Origin of the sequence: Cognatundibacterium curvum, assembly GCF_014284235.1 — a bacterium.
In the GTDB taxonomy this organism is placed as follows: Bacteria; Pseudomonadota; Gammaproteobacteria; order Burkholderiales; family Burkholderiaceae_D; genus Undibacterium; species Undibacterium curvum.
Window position 1 is genome coordinate 337,889 of the sequence record NZ_JACOGD010000006.1, and the last position, 16,549, is coordinate 354,437.

Sequence of the window (16,549 nt, forward strand, 5' to 3'; positions counted from 1 at the left end):
GATGCCCGCGGAACGCCGCATTCTACCAAGCATGAGCAGGCTTGGGGACTATCCTGCACCTTTTGTTAAGCGGTATTAAGCTGTATTAGTCAATTCAGGCGCCAGTGTGAGTGCTGGCTGCCGTTGTTGCCTGCCGCTGCGCTATGCCTGCTTAAATAGTGGCCTGTGTGGCTTGATAGGCATCGAGTTCTGCATACCAGCTTTGCTTCTGTTGTTCACTCACGAAGGCCGCTTCAAAGCCATTGCGTGCGATCTGCAGCAGCTCAGCGCGGCTCAGATCCAGCGCATCGGCGGTAGCGATGAAATTGTCATTCATATAGCCGCCGAAGTAAGACGGATCGTCAGAGTTAATCGTGACGCACAAGCCGGCGCGCAACATACGGGCCAGATTGTGATCGCGCAAATCCTTGACCACGCATAGCTTCAGATTGGATAAAGGGCAAACCGTCAGCGGCATGCGGCTGGCTGCCAGTTGCTGCATCAAAGCTGGGTCTTCTTCTGCGCGTACGCCGTGATCGATACGTTCTACCTGCAGCACATCCAAAGCGTCGTGGATGTAGGCGGGTGGGCCTTCTTCACCCGCATGCGCAACCACGTGTAAGCCCATGGCCTGAGCGATGGTGAACACATGGGCAAATTTTTCCGGTGGATTGCCAACTTCGGATGAATCCAGTCCTACCCCTATCCAGACATCGGCATACGCGTCGCGCAGCGGCAGTGCAGATTCCAGCGTGGACATGGCATCTTCCTCACTCAGATGGCGCAGGAAGCACAGTATCATGCTGCCGGAAAAACCATGCTGTGTCTTGGCATCGCGTAAGGCTGAGGCGATGCCTGCAAACACGGTCTCAATCGCGATGCCGCGCGCGGTATGGGTTTGCGGATCGAAAAACAATTCGACATGGCGTACGTTGTCTGCAAGGGCACGCTGGATGTAGGCCGCGGTCAGATCATAAAAATCCTGTTCTGTCTGCAGTACTGCAGCGCCTGCATAATACAGGTCGAGAAAGGATTGCAGATCGCTGAACTGATACGCCGCACGCACTTCGGCGACCGAGGCATAAGGCAGCTTGACGCCATTTTTCTGGGCCAGTGCAAACATCATTTCCGGCTCCAGTGAGCCTTCTATGTGTAAATGCAGTTCGGCTTTGGGCAAGCCACGGATAAATTGGTGGAGTTCTGTACTCATCGTGCGTCCTGAATCAGCTGAGGGGTGAAGGGCGAGAGTGTAGGGCGCGCGGCCCAGACTTGCAATAACTGTGCAGCAACAGCCACGGCAATCACGCCTGGCTCTTTGCCTTTGATACCGGGCAATCCGACAGGACAAACCATGCGTGTTAAGTCTTGCTTTGCGATGCCGCGTTCGATTAAACGGTGTTCGAAACGCGCACGTTTAGTTTGCGAACCGATCAGGCCGAACCAGCCTGCATCCACACGCTTTAAGATGTGCTCAGTCAGCAGTAAATCCAGTCCGTGATGGTGAGTCATGACCAGAAAGCTGGCACCCGGCTGCGCGGCTGCAATCACTGCTTCCGGCGTATCAGTCGCTTCGCATATCACCTGTGGTGGCAGGTTCGCCGGGAACAAATGATCACGTTCATCGACCCAGGTAATCTGGCAGGGCGTGGCTTGTAAAATATTGACCAGCGCCTGACCGACGTGGCCAGCGCCGAACAGATACAGCTGGGGCAAAGCTGCACGTTCGCGCTGCATGCTGGTTGTCTGTTGCTGCCATTCGGCTTGACTCCAGCCGTCAGTTCTTTCCAGTTTCAGGCTCAGTGCGCCGCCACAACACTGACCCAGACTGGGGCCTAGTGCCAGATGTAATTCGCGGGCCGGTCCTGGTGCGCCCGCCTCGGCCAGCCATAGCCGGGCGGTGGCGATAGCTTTCCATTCCAGATGGCCGCCGCCTATGGTATCGAACTGTGTCGCCGCAGTGACTAACATGCGGGTTCCGCTAATGCGCGGGGTGGAGCCCTTGGCGTCAGTGATGGTGATCAGCACGGCTTTATCTGCCGGAGTCAGTCGTTGCAAGGCTTGCAGATAATCGGGGGCGCTGTGCATCAGGTTTACTCCATCCGGCTGTGGTAAGGCGCTCAGGTTGTAGCGTATGACAAAGTGACAGACACAATGACAGACACAGTAACTGACAAAGCGTGAAACAAGGCCTGGCAGTTACAGTGAGCATCAGTCTCTACAACAGTGTAGAGAAACACGATAGCAGTTTGCCGGAAGTTAAGTATATAGCCAGCGTGATGCTGGCTATAGCGGGTAGGATATCAGTGCAAATAGACGTTTTGTGTGACCAGACCATGGTACTGACCGAGGAAGTCATCCACTTCTTCCATGCTGGGTTCACCGGCAATCAGTTCGGTCACATCATTGCGGAAATTCAGTGCCGACGGGCCGCCGATAAACCATTCACGTTTTACAGTTTTGTCTGTAATTTCAAAGCCACCAAAGCGTAGTGCTTCATGATCTGCATCGGCACCGTATTCAATGACACTGAAGTTGTCGCTGTTATAAATGAGATTCATTATTGGCATCCTTTCTGGCTGTGGAGGCTGGACCTCCTGGTTAACCGGACATGGTGCTGATTACGGCGATTTTCAAGCGATAAGGGCAGACTGTAAGGCGATAGTGCAAAACCTGAACCTTACATTTGCAGTGTATGAATATTTTGCGCACTGCGCCAGTGTTTGCTGAGTGTTGGCAACAATGTGCAACAATTTCTTATAGCCCCACTATGGCCCGGCATCCAGTCCGAGCAGCCTGGGCGCTGTAAACCAGTTGTCATACGGTGGCTGTGTCAGTGTTAGCTGTATGTTATCCAGATGCGTGCTGCTGGCGACTGCCAGATAGAGGTGGGAGAGTGGCTGCCGCAGCAAGCGGTTCAGCGTGACTTTCATGGTCAGATTGCCGATACAGCAAAAACAACCCGGCGCAATTCTGTGTACCAGCAAGCGACCAGAGCTCTGCAACAAAAAGTCACCTGCAGGCAAGCCTTCGAGTACCACTGCGATGCAGGATGATGGTGCGGCTGATGGTGCAACTGATGCTGCGTCAGTCTCACAGAGTTCTGCTATCGCCTGCTCACGCTGAGCATAGCTGCCACCGGCAACCAGCGTCAGCGCTATCGCAGGCGGCATATTATTCGCCGCGTTTGGCGAACTTGACGGACTCCACGCCTAACTGTTTCAGTTTGCGATACAGATGGGTACGTTCCAGCCCGGTTTTTTCGGCCACCCGTGTCATGCTGCCGCTTTCACGATGCAGATGGTATTCGAAATAAATACGTTCAAACGCATCGCGCGCTTCACGTAAAGGCAGATCGAAAGACAGGCTGGCGAACTGATTCACCGGTGCCGCCGGTGTTGCCGCCGCCGCATTGAAGCCGCGGTTTTCAAAGTTGTTTGCCGCTGTGTTGACCGGTTCCGCATTCATCACACGCATGGCAGGTGCGGCAGGCCTTACCGGTTCCGGTGTCCGGGTCAGACCTTGTTGTACCGCTTTGAGTAACTTCTGCAAAGCGATAGGTTTTTCCAGGAAATTCAATGCGCCGATGCGTGTCGCTTCCACCGCGGTATCGATAGTCGCATGACCCGACATCATGATGACCGGCATATTGAGCAAACCGTCACGCTGCCATTCCTTGAGCAAGGTGACACCGTCGGTATCCGGCATCCAGATATCGAGCAAGACTAAATCCGGTTTTGCTTCTTGTCGTGCGGCGCGCGCCTGCTGCGCATTTTCCGCGAGTTGTACTACATGTCCTTCATCCCCAAGTATCTCCGAGAGTAATTCACGGATCCCCATTTCATCATCTACGACCAGAATATTTGCCATAAATTTACCCTATTACTGCCCCTGTGGTTTTTGATTTTTATACCTGCATTTCTCTGCTGGAAATGTCAGGTGAAGACCTGCACGCTTTTTTATACTGCATTTGTATCCGGTGCTAACTTTAACAGCAAAATCGCTACTTTTGCACCGTTTGTATCGCTACGATTTTGAATATCTATTCGGCCACCATGTTCATCGATAATTTTTTTCACCATAGGCAGTCCTAAACCGGTACCGCGTGGTTTGGAGGTGGCATAAGGTTCAAACGCACGCGCCAGAATTTTGCTGGAGAATCCAGGCCCATTATCGATGATAGAGAGTTTGACGGCGGATTGCATATCATTGCCTTTGCCTGCATAACGGACCAGTTCTGTGATCACATCGATGCGCGGCGGATAACCGGGATCAGGCTGATCCGTCACAGCATCCTGCGCATTCTGCAGCAGATTATGTATGACCTGACGCAGCTGAGTTGCATCGCCCATGATTTTAGGCAGGTCCGGTGCGAGCTGCAGACGGATGATATCGCGTCCATCGCCAGCCAGATACAGATGCACCACTTCATCGATCAGATTTCCCAGATCCAGCTGTGCCAGGACGGCGGGCGGTGTTCTGGCGTAATCACGGAAATCATCGACCATGCGCTTCATCGAACTGACCTGATTGACGATGGTTGTGGTGCTCTTATTGAGTATCGCGGCGTCAGCTTCGTTGAGTTTATCCTGCAATTTCATTTGCAGACGTTCGGCCGATAACTGGATAGGTGTGAGCGGATTTTTGATTTCATGCGCCAAGCGGCGTGCCACTTCACCCCAGGCGATAGAGCGCTGGGCAGAAATGATATTGCTGATGTCATCGAACACGATGACATAGCCTTCGCCGGCACCAACCGGTAAATGCGAACCACGCGCCAGCAGGGTAATGCTTTGTTTTTGCTGATCAGGCATCGCATCGGCAGCTGTTTCCTGCTCAGGGTCTGCATCCGGACGCGGTACTTCTATCTGCTGTTGCCAGTGTTGTTCCTGCTGATCGCCACCAGCCGCAGTTTGTGCATGTTGTTCCGAGAATGCTTTATCAATCGCATCGGCAAACGTCTGCATGCCAAGGATGTCGGCGAATGGCTTGCCGATTTCGCTTTCCAGCGGACGCTGCAAGATGCGCTCTACCGATTCATTACAAGTCACCAGCTTGCCGGACTGATCGAGCACCATCACCCCCGCCGACATATTGGCGAGTACGGATTCCAGATAAGCTTTCGCGTTTTCCAGTTCAGCACGGTTTTTTTCCACAGCTGATCTGGCGTCGAATAACTGGCGCGTCATGGTGTTAAATGACTGAGTCAGGCTGCCCAGTTCATCAGAACTGGCGACGATAGGACGCGGTGAGAAATTCCCTTCGGTGACTGCTTTGGTACCTTCCGCCAGTAACAGCAAAGGGCGCGCCAATTCACCGGAAATCAGGAAGGCACTGGTGATCGCTGCAAAAATTGCCAGCAGCAGCGTCAAGGTCAGCGTGAAAATATACATCGTCTTCAGACTGTTACGGCCAAGTGAGCGTACCTGATATTCACTGGTGGCGTTGCGCAAGGCTTCAGCATGGCGTGCGATATTTTCCGGGACAGCTTGTATCAGTTGCAGGAAGTAAGTATCCCGATTCATGGACAAGGCCATGTCACTGTTTTGTAGCTGGATCACGACCCGGGTGCGTAGTGTTTTGGCCGGTTCCTGTGCCAGGATAGGCCGTTTCGCACCATTGGTTTCGTTCTTATCACCACTCTCGCTAGCCAGAATTTTTTCGTCTATCGCCGCATACATACGGCTGTTTCTGGCTTGTCGTATCATGTCAGCGGTCGGTAATTCCGGCACCAGACTGGCGACATTCTGGGTCGCACTGGTCACTACGCGGCCACGGCTGTTGACGATGGTGGCTTCCTGTACCTGAGCGCGTTCACGCAGGCGTGACAGATGGATACTGAGCGGTGTCTCGGACGGTGTGGATAATTCGCTGGCCATGTCGCGCGCTTTGGATTGCAGATCCGCCAGCAGGAAATCCATCGCGCTCAGACCCAGATTTTTTCCGGAGTCGAGTGCAGATTCGACTTTGACGTCGAACCAGGATTCAATCGAGCGCGACACAAAGGTGACGGAAACCATGTAGATCACCGAGCCTGGCAAAATACCGACCAGCGCAAACAATAACACCAGTCTGGTCATCAGGCGTGAGCCGAATTCACGGCTGCGGAAACGACTGAACAATCGCCACAACAAGGCGACAATCAAAGCCAGCAGCGCCAAAGCGACGACCGCATTGGATGCCAGTAACCAGCCATAATACTGTTCAAAACGCGCGGAATTTTCCGATGCGGTGGTCAGTAAAAAAAGCAGGATACTCATCAGAGCCCCGCCTATGATTAAGGCATACCGCAAAAATCGTGTCACTTGTCTTCAGCCTTGAAAGTAAAGCGTTTCCAATCCGAGGAGAAGCGCCAGTCGCTGTTATTAATTGAGGTAATCAGGAAGGTCTTAGGCAGATAACTGAGATCGAGTTTCAGTTTGACTGCCACGTTGTAGACTGCACCATTGGTCAGCGTACCCTTGTCCGCTACCACCCAGCGCCGTGGCCGCAGTACCAGCGCCATCGCTTCTTCCAGTGTGGGAAAGCTTTGCTGCAAGCCATTGTTGATGCTGGCGGTGTATTGCCGGGTCCAGGGGTTATAACCTATACGTACGGTTTGCACGGCACGTATGGTTTTTTCATCGAACCAATACCAGCGTGGCCGGGTCAGTTCCACCTCGGTGGTGAATGAAATTGGAATTTCCTTGGAAATCGCATCGACTAGTCCATGACTGAGTTCGAATGCAAAGCTGGCCGACAGCTTATAGCCTTCGTCTGAAGTTTCTATCCGTGCCGAGGTAATTTCCACTTCCGCTGCCCGGGTCTGTGGGCAGATGAGTATAGCCGTCAGCGCTAACACGCATGTCAGCAGCAAACGGTTTAACTTATCTTTCAGACTCAGGAGCATGCAAAGTGAAAAAAAATTGTGGAACTGAATAATAACTTGAAGCAGAGCAGCTCGTCAGTTTTGCATGGGCTTTTGGAACAAGGCATAGAATAATCCGTCATGTTCGTTGTCAGGATCGGACGGATTACCCAGACTAGGCAATAACTGACCTGGCGCAGCAAGACGGATCGCGCCATGACGTTCTGCAAATGCGGCGGCCTGCAATTCAGATTCTGCGGGCCAGACCGAGCAGGTTACCATCAGCATTTTTCCGCCTGGTGCCAGCATGCGCCACAGATTATCCAAAATACGGGTGGATAAGGCAGCCAGTTGCGCAGTATCAGTTTTGCGGCGTAACCAGCGGCTGTCAGGATGACGCCTGACCACGCCGGATGCGGTACACGGCACATCGGCCAGGATGCGGTCGAATGGCTTTCTGCCCCACCAGCCGGAGCGACTCGCATCACCATCTTTAATGGCGCCGAATAATTTCAGACGGGCAAGATTATTATGGATTTTTTCTATCCGCACCGGATCGACATCCAGCGCCAGTAAGTCGATATCTGCCAGTTCCAGCAAGTGCCCGGTTTTGCCGCCGGGTGCCGCACAGGCATCCAATACCCGCATGCCGGGCGCGATGTCGAGTAAAGGGGCCGCCAGCTGTGCTGCGGCATCCTGTACCGAGACCATGCCATCTTCAAAGCCGGGTATCAGTTGAACCGGCATCGGTTTTTTGAGTTTGATCGCGACCGGGCCAATCTGACTGGCGGCGATACCGTGTTCTGCCAGCAGGGCCAGATAGGCTTGCGGGCTGGTCTGACGTTGATTCACGCGTAGCGTCATCGGTGGTGCGACATTGCCAGCGTTGAGTATCGTCTGCCAGTCTTGTGGCCAGGCGGCCTTAGTCTGATCGACCCACCACTGCGGATAATTCCAGACAGCCGCCGGTTGCTTGCTGACCAGTTTGAGTAATTCGTCTTTTTCACGCAGATAACGGCGCAGTACCGCATTGACCATGCCCTTGGCAAACACCATGTGCGAGTTCGAGCTGGCCGCATTGACCGCCTGATCAACCACCACAAAATCTTCGTAAGGTGCTTCTTCGCCTTCATTGCGCACCAACAAAGTCAGTGCGCAGCATAACAAGCCGTACAGCAAAGCAGGTTCCGGTGTTTTATTGGTCATGGCCTTGAGCAGCGCATCGACTTTTCCGACCTTACGCATGGTACGGTAAGAAATATCCTGAATCGCTCCGCGTGCCTGAGGCTGTGCATCGGTTTGCGCAAATACCTTGCTGAGGGCCTGCGGCAGTGCGGTACCTTCCAGCACATAGGCAACGGCCTGAGCCGCACCGGCCAGGCTGAAAGCCAGTGAATCCGGTTTGATGTCCAGCAGTGGTATGCTGGTTTCCGAGGGTTTGGCGCTCGCAGGGCGGCTGGGTCTGGTCAGGGTTTTTCTTGGTTGATCTTGCATATATATAGGTGAATACCGGTTTCTGGCATGATGTAAACAGCCCCTAGTGTAACAGTGAGCATCGTAGTACCGCTATGACAGATTCAGTTCTGTTGACGGAAATCGGTCTGGTATTGCGCTGAAGCGGGGCTGTTATGGTGTTGTTCAGCACATCAGCGACAGCGCAGCATGCAGGGTTCAGTCAGCCACAATCGGGGTGATTTGTTGTTGCTCCAGCCAGCTGCGCAGGTCATCAAACACCGTGCTGGCATCGAGTTCATTGTAAATTTCATGATACAAGCCCGCATACTGATGCATGGTCAACAAGCTGGCGGGTAACTGACTGGCAAAGCGCAGACTTCCTGCCGGATCAACCAGGTGATCATCGCCGGCAAATTGCAGTAATACCGGGATAGTCAGGCTGGCCGCCTGCGTATGACTGGCTTGCATGGCGTCCAGCATGCAATGTAGCAGCCGCGCACTGATGCCACCGTGAACCAGACGGTCGTTTTCATAGGCACGTACTACCTCAGCATCATGGCTCAGATAACGGGTGTGCAAGCCGTTAGGTACCGGCACTCCCGGAAACAGCCTGAGTGCGACCGCAGCCAATAACTGTTGCGCCCGGTTCATCCGTATCGCCAGCGCCGGTGAGGACAGGATCAGCGCGCGTATCTTGACCAGATTGCCGGTCGCCAGCCGGGCCGCGAACAGTCCTCCCATGCTGTGGCCAAACAGCAGCGGATCGCTGCCCAGATGGCTGCGGAATTCCTGCAACACAGCCTGTGCATCGTGCAAGATGCGCTGGCTGTCGGGTACGTCACCGCGGCGTCCGCCGGATTGACCATGGCCTCGATGATCATAGGTTCTGACGCTGAAGCCCAGCCGGTTGAAAAAACGCGCCAGATGCGCATACCGTCCGCAGTGTTCACCAATGCCATGCAAAATCAGTACGCCCTGATCCTGCGCGCTGCCTGCAGACGGGCCCGGCCAGTCCCTGACGAATAAGGGAATACCATCAGTGCTGATGTATTCCCATTCCCGGGTTGGTTCGATATGGGCGCTCATGCGCTCACACTCCCCACATCACCTCTCGCTGCATTTTATTGGCGGCGTGCAGCATTTCGAGTACCGGATAGACCCGGGTGGCAAAGGTCACAGGTTCAGGCTTTTCGTGATCATTGTCATCACCGTTGGCGTTATGGTGGGCATTCACATCGCGGCTGACTTCATCGGAAATCGGATGGGCTTTGCTGTCGGCGACGGCGGCTTCAATTTTTTCTATCGCATGCGGCAGCTCAGCTGGCGTAATTACGCCGCGTTCCACATCTTTTTGCAGGATTTCGAGTATGCGTTTGGCATGCTCTTTGTACATGGTGATCTCGCTTGCCGCTTTTGATTTGAATGTGATCAGCATGGTCGGTTCTCCTTGATTTGGGATGGAATCGTTTCATTCTGTGCTACTTACCATGACACAGAATTGCCTGCAGAACATAAATTGCAGGCACTTCTATCATAATCCGAATTCTGTACCTGAAAGGTTCATTTCGATTTATTCACTTTAAAAGATTGCAAAAAATTGTCTGCCACTTCGTCCTGTAAAGCCTGTTCCGGCCCGATGGCCACGAGTTGATACACCCATTTGCCATCAATGATGAAGCGCGCTGCCATTTTTAAGGGCTGGCCTTGCGGACTGCTGCCGCTGGCGATGATGTTACCGTTAGCCAGCGTTTGTATTTGTTCGGGTTTAGCACGCAGATTTGCCAGCATGCCTTCGCGCATCGCTTTGGCAACCAGTCCGGCTTGTCCGGGGTCTGCTACCTGCACACTGCCAACGGCAAAGCTGATCTGCCCGGCTTCCGCCGCCAACATGTGCATGCTTAACTGTTGTCCTGCCAATTGGACCACTCTGGACATCGATGCTGGTTTGGCTGGCATTAAGACTTGATAAGGCTGCTCGCTGCCTGTGACCTCGCGCCAGTCAAAGCGTGGGCTACACGCGCACAGCAGCAGGCTCAGGGATGCCAGCCAGGCGTATTTTGCGCATCTTGAAAAAACGTAGTTATACACAGCTTCCACCTCATTCAGGATTGAAAACGTTTTAAGGCTGCCATGATACCTAAGACCAGCAGGGCGATCCCAAGCAGGATGGCGGGTGCGGGCCATTCCTGACGCCAGCAATAGGCGTAGGTCAGTGCAGCCAGTGTTTCAAACACGATGAGCTGTCCACTCAGGCCGCGTGGTAATTGCTGACTGGCGTAATTCCATAGCAGGGTGCCGAGCCAGGAGGCGAAAAAACCGAGTACCAGCATCAGGCCCAGATAGCTTAAGGGCTCTGGCCCGGTCAGCCGCGCGTAAATGGGGAGGCTGGAGTCCTGTAACAGAACATAGACCAGCATGCCGGCTGCAGCCAGGGGCAGTGTGGCCAGGCCCTGGGCGCTGGCCCAGGTGCTGGCTGAAATATGCGTATGTTGTTGCAGATAGCGACTGTTTTGCAGCGGGTACCAGGTCCAAGCGGCCAGCGCGATACAGGCCAGTAATGCGCCTTGCCAATAGCTGCGCCATTGTCCGGGATGGAGCTGGGCAAGCTCTGCGCTGTTGACCAGCGCCAGTCCGCTGGCGATCAGCCCCAGTGGCAACACTAAATGGCGCCAGGCGATGTGATGGTCCTCTTCAGTCGCAAATAATTTAGCACAGATCGCAATCACGACTGGCAAGGTGCCGATAATCAGCGTGGGTAGGGGCGCACCAGCCAGTTGTATCGCACTGGCCAATGCCGCGTAGTAAATCAGATTACCCACCAGTGCCAGCCGGAATGCGCATAGCCAGTCTGCGCGTGTGAGCTTGCGCATCTGAGGTCTGTCCAGCCAGGCCGGTAGCAAGGCTATCAGACCGAAGGCCAGGTAACGGCCAAATGATAATTGTATGCCAGTGTAATCCGGCAAGATCAGGGGAGTGACAAACACCAGGCCCCACACTATGCCTGCACTCAGCGCGGCTAAGATCCCGCTCAGCATGAATGCGCCGTGATTGGCATAGACAGATAAAAAGCAGAAATAGGGGTAAGCGCCGAACAGAAAGGGTTTTGCATGTTTAAACGCATGATAAGGATTGCCTAAGCTTGGCTACACTGGGGTATCATAAACCCGAATTTACATCCTGGTCACTATTGTGCAGGATGGCAAACCTTTTCGCTGGAGCCCGGTCAGGACTTCTGCTCATTTTATTCTGGTGGAGTTATGTCGCTTCGTTCTTCTCTCGCTATTGCTGCAGCACTCTTGTTGTTGACCACTGCTTGCGATCGCCTTGGTCTGGCTGATCCGGCCAAGGAAGCGGCGCAAAAAGAATCTGATGCCAAGGCGACCGGCAGCGCCTGTCGCCATGCTGGCCGTGCGATTGAAGATTGTTATGCGCTCAATCCAGATGCGGCAAGAGCAGCGGTCTACGCAGGCTGGAAAGAAATGAACGACTATATGCGCGAAAACAAAATAGAGAACGTCAAACCCGAAATCGCACCGAACGAGCCGCCTCCGCCCAAAGCAGAACACAGCGAGGAAGAAAGTTCAGCGTCAGCTTCTGCTTCCGCCTCGGCCTCCGCCAAATCAAAAAAATAAGTTTTTAGTTATGCCAATCAGTATACGCGCGATGCGTGTTGATGATGTGTCTGCCGTTTACGCAGTGCAGGCGCAAGTCTATGTCGCGGCTATGGTAGAACCGCAATCTCTGTTACTTGAACGTTTGCAAGTGGCACCGGATACCGCATGGGTTGCCGAAGATGAGGCAGGTGTCGGTGCTTATCTGGCTGGCTATCCGTCGGTGACCGGAAAAATCTCGCCTTTGGGGGCAGACTTTGCACCGGCTTCTGCGGCCAATGCATTGTATTTGCATGATATGGCAGTGGCGCCACGTTTGGCAGGGCAAGGGGTGGCCGCGCGTTTATTTGAGGCAGCGACCCAGCTGGCCAGGCAGCGCAGTTATGCTGCATTGTGTCTGGTATCAGTACAAAACACACTTTCCTTCTGGCAGCGTTTTGGTTTCGAGCAAGAAACTATGCTGACGCCGGAGCAAGAGGCTTTGCTAGCTACCTACTCCGGTTCCGCCTATTACTGCCTCAGGCACCTGCCTTAGGCTCTGCGTCAGCCGCATCATTCTTTTTGGCCGTTTTTTTTCGGATATAGATCACCTTCTGACTACCACCCTCGCACACGCCCACCACTCTATGTTTCGTTTCTGTATTTTTACTGATCACCTTGAGGGTGTAGTCGTGTACGCCTTTGCCATCGAGCTTGGTATTGATTTTTTCTATGATCGCATCGCAGGCCAGTTTGGCCGCGTGGGCCGGTGCGAATGACAGCAGCATACCGAGTAACAGACCAGTCTTGATCATTGCATGTTTCATACAGCGTTCTCCTCATAGGTGATGGATGCTTACTTGTTGCCAGGTAGAAATTGTTGCTTATTGAAATTGGTGAATTTGCGACACACCGTTCAAAAATGCGTTATTCAGCGCGAAGACTGGCTTACAGTTATCTTGCCTGACTTTCCTTTATTTTTTTGCCGATCATGAAAACACCATTGTTCAGACTGTCAGACATCATGCCGAGGACGCCGGACTTGCATGCAGGTTAACGCTGGCAGGAAATAAATGTTTCCAACGGGAATTAATTGCAATTAACATAGAAACCTCTGCCAGTAATGCCCTATCATTTCACAAAATTTATATAAAGTGCAATCAGGAAATATGTTGATAAGCAACACTATTGATCTGACCTGTCTCGAAATTACATCATGAAACCTGCAGGAGTACGTACCAGTCGCATTGCACGGGCATTTGGATTCTGCCTGGTGTTGGCTATCTTGCTGGCCGCCAGTGCATTTATCTGGACCTTAAGGTTGCAGGAAATTCATAAATGGGAGAAACAGGCGGAAACCTTCAGTCTGGTATTGGCGGAAAACACCAGCCAGCAGATGGACTTCGCCTACACGGCAATCTCCAGTGTGGCCGAACGCATTCAGGATCGCTGGAGTGTCAGTGCCGAGTATCTGACTAAGCAGTTGAGTACCGAAGATTTTCATCAGGTGCTGAGCGAGAAAGTTGCTTTTTTCCCTGCCATAGAAGTGATTTCAGTCGTGGATGTGAATGGCAATGTCGTCAGTAGCTCAAGAATGTACCCTGCACCTAAATACAATCTGGCAGATCGTGATTATTTTGAAGTGCAGCGTGACAGCCCGTCAGTAGGGATCTATCTGAGCAATCCTGTGCGCAGTAAAGCGACTGGCGAATGGCTGTTTTTTCTGAGTCATCGCCTGACTGGCAGCGACGGTGAGTTCATCGGTGTCGTGATTGTGGGTTTATCGCCGAATTTTTATGCGCAAATGTATGAAAAACTCAGCGTTAATGGCAGTGCCTCGATTTCCCTGTTACGCGAAGACCTGACCTATCTGGCGCGCTGGCCGGAAAACAATGTGGTAATAGGCCAGCGCAATGTGCAGGACGGGAGTATGTATCAACGCGTACATGAGCAGGAAAAACGTTCCGGCATATTTATCACTGAGCCGGTACCCAGCGCAGATCCGGCCAGGAGCACGACACGTATGACGGCGATTAAGACCCTGGATAAATATCCGCTGATTCTGAATTTTTCTGTGGATGAAGAATTCTATCTGGCAGACTGGCGCAAAATCAGCATGGCAATTGCCATCGTCACAGCAGGCGCGATTGCAGCGGTGATTGCCGCATTCCGTATTTTGATCCAGTTATTTCTGCAGCGTGAACGCGATATGCAGGTTATGACCGCCTTAAAACGTGAAGCTGATGTGATTAATCAAAATCAAACCACTTTGCTGGAGAATCTGACTGAACAGCAAACTGCACTGAAAGTATCTTCAGATCGTCTCGCCGCGATATTCGAAAATGCAGCCGACGGCATTGTGATGATCGATCATAAGGGCCAGGTCGAGGCGGTCAATCCGGTGGCAGAAGCGATTTATGGTTACAGTGCGCAAGAGGTGATAGGTAAAAACAGCCAGCTGTTTGCACCCCCAGGTAAGCAGGATTTACTGGAACTCGCCTTATCACAGCAAAGTTTCCAACTGACTGGTAAAGCGCGCCTGGAAACAGAGCGGGTACGTAAGGATGGCACACCTTTTCCGGCCGAGTTATCTATCAGTGCCTATCAGCTTGCTGGCGAACGCAAGCTGATCATCATCGTGCGCGACATTTCAGAACGGCGCAAGATAGAGCGCATGAAGGCTGAGTTTATATCTACCGTGAGTCATGAGTTACGCACGCCGCTGACCTCGATACGCGGTGCGCTGGGACTGATCGGTGGCGGGGCGATCGGCTTTGTGCCGGAGAAAATGCGCAGTCTGATCCAGATTGCTCAAAAGAATAGCGAAAGCCTGACCCGGCTGATCAATGATCTGCTCGATGTACAAAAAATTGAAGCCGGAAAAATGGATTTTGAATTCGCTTCTTTCCCGCTGCGTCAGTTACTGGACAATGCTATACAACAGAATCAAAGCATGGCGGCCAGTCTCGGCGTTTCGCTGTTGCTGGATGAGTCTGCTGAGCAAGATTTGAGCGTGTTGGGGGCGATGTTATTACGGGTCGATGCCGGACGCTTCCAGCAAGTCATGGCGAATCTGATTTCTAATGCCTGTAAATATTCACCGGACCGTGGACAAGTCCGTGTCATGACGCAAATGATTGCTGCGAATCGGGTGCGTATCGTAGTGGCCGATCAGGGGGAGGGGGTACCTGAGAATTTCCGTGACCGCATATTTGAAAAATTTTCACAGGCCGATTCTTCCGACACACGCTCTAAGGGCGGTACCGGTCTGGGGCTGGCAATCTCGAAAGTCATCGTGCATTACATGGATGGTGACATCGGCTTTTATAATGCCAGCCCTGAACAAGGCGGCGGTGCGCATTTTTACATCGATCTGCCCTTGCAGACCACAACGGTAAAAGCGTAGCGCAAAGCATACCTGACGTGAGACAGTCAGGCGTGCATTGCGCAGAACTCAAAGGATGCTGAGGTCTTTGCTTTTCACTCCCGCAAACACAGTATCGAGCTGTTTGCTGTTTAAACCGTACATACGTGCAAACAGACCGCCGAATACCGCCCGGTATTCATTCAGTACCGGATAGTCGCGGTTCTGAAATAATTTACCCGGTGCCGGTATGATTTGCTCACCCGCGATACGACCCTGACCCTGGTTGCGATTCAGGCCACCACCGAGCACCCAGTACACCGTGCCATGGCCATGATCGGTACCGCGTTTGCCATTTTCACGGAAGGTGCGGCCAAATTCACTGATGACGACCACCGTGGTGTTTTTCCACTGGCTGCCCATTTCCTCGCGATAGCTTTGCAGACCACGACCCAGCTCTTCAAATTTTCCAGCCAGCGTGCCTCTCGCCCCTCCCTGATCTACGTGGGTATCCCAGCCACCGACATCGACGAAACCTAAGGCATATTTTTCGCGCATCAATTTGGCAATCCGCTGTGCCTCCAGCGCAAATCCTTTCGTTGTGATCGCATTTCTGTTGGCTGAATTCATTTCTTCCTGCAGCTCTTTGATCACGTCGGCGCGGGTCTGAAAACCGGTGTTGACCTGAGCACCGAGCCCGCTGTCTCCATACATTTCGCTGATGATGGCACGCTGGCGCTCATCAACACTGGTTTTCGACGGGTTCTTCAGGGCCAGATTGGTGGTACTGGTCGCCCCCTGTAAAATAATCGGTAATTGATCGGTAAATGCCATGCTGGCGACGCCCTGACTGCCTTGTAATACGGTCGACAGCCGGTTCAGAAAACCGGAATGGAAATCACGACTGCCTTGCAAGGCTTGTCCCATCTCTATACTGTCCTGGGTTTCAAAGTGGCTGCGCGACAAATCATCGGTTCCGGCAAATGGAATGAAACTGGCTTCACCCTGTTGAAACATCGGGTACAGACTTTCGCGTAAGGCCGGATGCAGCGCCCATTCGCTATTGAGCAATAAGCCGCTGTCAGGCTGACTACCAGGGCGGGCGATCGCGATATTTGGCCTGGAATCATAATAAAACTGACTGCTGTGCGGGATCAGGAAATGACTCGCATCATAGCCACCGCGCAGAAAAACCAGCAGAAAACGCGCTTGTGAACTTGCGTTGGCGGCACCTGCCATTACCTGACTGCTCCAGCTCAGGCCACTGGCACCGGACAGCGCAGCGATGGCGCTCAAAAATTGACGGCGTTGCATAGT

The 16,549-nt window shown here is 52.9% G+C and carries 17 protein-coding genes; 3 read left to right on the forward strand and 14 right to left on the reverse strand.

Features of this window, described 5'->3' with window-relative positions; translation table 11 throughout:
- Positions 1-151 precede the first annotated feature (151 nt).
- The 12 genes from H8K43_RS13340 to H8K43_RS13395 all read right to left on the reverse strand — a co-directional run bounded on the left by H8K43_RS13340 (position 152) and on the right by H8K43_RS13395 (position 11,313).
- Entirely contained in the window at positions 152-1,189 is a 1,038-nt protein-coding gene (locus H8K43_RS13340; protein WP_186904291.1) for an adenosine deaminase, read from the reverse strand.
- Entirely contained in the window at positions 1,186-2,064 is an 879-nt protein-coding gene (xdhC, locus tag H8K43_RS13345) for a xanthine dehydrogenase accessory protein XdhC (protein WP_186904292.1), read from the reverse strand. The genes H8K43_RS13340 and xdhC overlap by 4 nt, the downstream gene beginning before the upstream one ends.
- A 215-nt stretch (positions 2,065-2,279) precedes the next feature.
- Positions 2,280-2,537 carry a BTH_I0359 family protein gene (locus H8K43_RS13350; protein ID WP_186879477.1) on the reverse strand — a complete coding sequence of 86 codons (258 nt, stop codon included), beginning with the start codon at positions 2,535-2,537 and terminating at the stop codon, positions 2,280-2,282.
- A gap of 207 nt (positions 2,538-2,744) precedes the next feature.
- The gene (locus tag H8K43_RS13355) at positions 2,745-3,149 is read right to left on the reverse strand and encodes a GTPase (RefSeq protein WP_186904293.1); all 405 of its coding nucleotides are present in this window, start codon (positions 3,147-3,149) and stop codon (positions 2,745-2,747) included.
- A gap of 1 nt (position 3,150) precedes the next feature.
- The gene (locus tag H8K43_RS13360; protein WP_186904294.1) at positions 3,151-3,846 is read right to left on the reverse strand and encodes a response regulator; all 696 of its coding nucleotides are present in this window, start codon (positions 3,844-3,846) and stop codon (positions 3,151-3,153) included.
- Between the two features lie 89 nt (positions 3,847-3,935).
- Positions 3,936-6,281: a sensor histidine kinase gene (locus H8K43_RS13365; protein ID WP_186904295.1), complete on the reverse strand. Its 2,346-nt coding sequence runs from the start codon at positions 6,279-6,281 to the stop codon at positions 3,936-3,938.
- Positions 6,278-6,865 (reverse strand): DUF4390 domain-containing protein, encoded by a 588-nt coding sequence (locus H8K43_RS13370; RefSeq protein WP_186904296.1) that lies wholly within the window; start codon positions 6,863-6,865, stop codon positions 6,278-6,280. The genes H8K43_RS13365 and H8K43_RS13370 overlap by 4 nt, the downstream gene beginning before the upstream one ends.
- A gap of 54 nt (positions 6,866-6,919) precedes the next feature.
- Positions 6,920-8,317 carry a 16S rRNA (cytosine(967)-C(5))-methyltransferase RsmB gene (gene rsmB, locus H8K43_RS13375; protein WP_186904297.1) on the reverse strand — a complete coding sequence of 466 codons (1,398 nt, stop codon included), beginning with the start codon at positions 8,315-8,317 and terminating at the stop codon, positions 6,920-6,922.
- A 177-nt stretch (positions 8,318-8,494) separates the two neighbouring features.
- Positions 8,495-9,364, reverse strand: coding sequence for an alpha/beta hydrolase (locus H8K43_RS13380; protein ID WP_186904298.1), 870 nt, complete (start codon positions 9,362-9,364; stop codon positions 8,495-8,497).
- A gap of 4 nt (positions 9,365-9,368) precedes the next feature.
- Complete coding sequence (locus tag H8K43_RS13385) at positions 9,369-9,713, reverse strand: DUF1840 domain-containing protein (protein ID WP_186904299.1); 345 nt, start codon at positions 9,711-9,713, stop codon at positions 9,369-9,371.
- Between the two features lie 125 nt (positions 9,714-9,838).
- On the reverse strand, positions 9,839-10,366 hold the full coding sequence (locus H8K43_RS13390) for a hypothetical protein (RefSeq protein ID WP_186904300.1): 528 nt from the start codon (positions 10,364-10,366) through the stop codon (positions 9,839-9,841).
- A 14-nt stretch (positions 10,367-10,380) separates the two neighbouring features.
- Positions 10,381-11,313 (reverse strand): DMT family transporter, encoded by a 933-nt coding sequence (locus tag H8K43_RS13395; RefSeq protein ID WP_186904301.1) that lies wholly within the window; start codon positions 11,311-11,313, stop codon positions 10,381-10,383.
- 222 nt (positions 11,314-11,535) lie between these two features.
- Between H8K43_RS13395 and H8K43_RS13400 the strand changes: the two genes are divergently transcribed.
- Both H8K43_RS13400 and H8K43_RS13405 read left to right on the forward strand, forming a co-directional pair.
- A complete protein-coding gene (locus tag H8K43_RS13400; protein WP_186904302.1) occupies positions 11,536-11,910 on the forward strand; it encodes a hypothetical protein in 375 nt (124 codons plus the stop codon).
- Positions 11,911-11,920: 10 nt separating this feature from the next.
- Positions 11,921-12,424 carry a GNAT family N-acetyltransferase gene (locus tag H8K43_RS13405; RefSeq protein WP_186904303.1) on the forward strand — a complete coding sequence of 168 codons (504 nt, stop codon included), beginning with the start codon at positions 11,921-11,923 and terminating at the stop codon, positions 12,422-12,424.
- Here H8K43_RS13405 and H8K43_RS13410 read toward each other — a convergent pair.
- Positions 12,408-12,695, reverse strand: coding sequence for a DUF1161 domain-containing protein (locus tag H8K43_RS13410; RefSeq protein ID WP_186904304.1), 288 nt, complete (start codon positions 12,693-12,695; stop codon positions 12,408-12,410). The two genes, H8K43_RS13405 and H8K43_RS13410, sit on opposite strands and share 17 nt — an antisense overlap.
- Before the next feature lie 389 nt (positions 12,696-13,084).
- On the opposite strand from H8K43_RS13410, the gene H8K43_RS13415 reads away from it, so the two are divergent.
- Complete coding sequence (locus tag H8K43_RS13415) at positions 13,085-15,274, forward strand: PAS domain S-box protein (RefSeq protein WP_186904305.1); 2,190 nt, start codon at positions 13,085-13,087, stop codon at positions 15,272-15,274.
- A 48-nt stretch (positions 15,275-15,322) separates the two neighbouring features.
- On the opposite strand, the gene H8K43_RS13420 is transcribed toward H8K43_RS13415, so the two are convergent.
- Positions 15,323-16,546 carry a DUF1501 domain-containing protein gene (locus H8K43_RS13420; RefSeq protein WP_186904306.1) on the reverse strand — a complete coding sequence of 408 codons (1,224 nt, stop codon included), beginning with the start codon at positions 16,544-16,546 and terminating at the stop codon, positions 15,323-15,325.
- Positions 16,547-16,549 lie beyond the last annotated feature (3 nt).

What these genes read in the sequence shown, in the direction of transcription:
- H8K43_RS13350 (WP_186879477.1), bottom strand. Translation starts at nt 2,537, where the DNA reads ATGAATCTCATTTATAACAGCGACAACTTCAGTGTCATTGAATACGGT.
- H8K43_RS13385 (WP_186904299.1), bottom strand. Translation starts at nt 9,713, where the DNA reads ATGCTGATCACATTCAAATCAAAAGCGGCAAGCGAGATCACCATGTAC.
- rsmB (WP_186904297.1), bottom strand. Translation starts at nt 8,317, where the DNA reads ATGCAAGATCAACCAAGAAAAACCCTGACCAGACCCAGCCGCCCTGCG.
- H8K43_RS13360 (WP_186904294.1), bottom strand. Translation starts at nt 3,846, where the DNA reads ATGGCAAATATTCTGGTCGTAGATGATGAAATGGGGATCCGTGAATTA.
- H8K43_RS13395 (WP_186904301.1), bottom strand. Translation starts at nt 11,313, where the DNA reads ATGCTGAGCGGGATCTTAGCCGCGCTGAGTGCAGGCATAGTGTGGGGC.
- H8K43_RS13405 (WP_186904303.1), top strand. Translation starts at nt 11,921, where the DNA reads ATGCCAATCAGTATACGCGCGATGCGTGTTGATGATGTGTCTGCCGTT.
- H8K43_RS13355 (WP_186904293.1), bottom strand. Translation starts at nt 3,149, where the DNA reads ATGCCGCCTGCGATAGCGCTGACGCTGGTTGCCGGTGGCAGCTATGCT.
- H8K43_RS13370 (WP_186904296.1), bottom strand. Translation starts at nt 6,865, where the DNA reads ATGCTCCTGAGTCTGAAAGATAAGTTAAACCGTTTGCTGCTGACATGC.
- H8K43_RS13420 (WP_186904306.1), bottom strand. Translation starts at nt 16,546, where the DNA reads ATGCAACGCCGTCAATTTTTGAGCGCCATCGCTGCGCTGTCCGGTGCC.
- xdhC (WP_186904292.1), bottom strand. Translation starts at nt 2,064, where the DNA reads ATGCACAGCGCCCCCGATTATCTGCAAGCCTTGCAACGACTGACTCCG.
- H8K43_RS13410 (WP_186904304.1), bottom strand. Translation starts at nt 12,695, where the DNA reads ATGAAACATGCAATGATCAAGACTGGTCTGTTACTCGGTATGCTGCTG.
- H8K43_RS13340 (WP_186904291.1), bottom strand. Translation starts at nt 1,189, where the DNA reads ATGAGTACAGAACTCCACCAATTTATCCGTGGCTTGCCCAAAGCCGAA.
- H8K43_RS13415 (WP_186904305.1), top strand. Translation starts at nt 13,085, where the DNA reads ATGAAACCTGCAGGAGTACGTACCAGTCGCATTGCACGGGCATTTGGA.
- H8K43_RS13400 (WP_186904302.1), top strand. Translation starts at nt 11,536, where the DNA reads ATGTCGCTTCGTTCTTCTCTCGCTATTGCTGCAGCACTCTTGTTGTTG.
- H8K43_RS13380 (WP_186904298.1), bottom strand. Translation starts at nt 9,364, where the DNA reads ATGAGCGCCCATATCGAACCAACCCGGGAATGGGAATACATCAGCACT.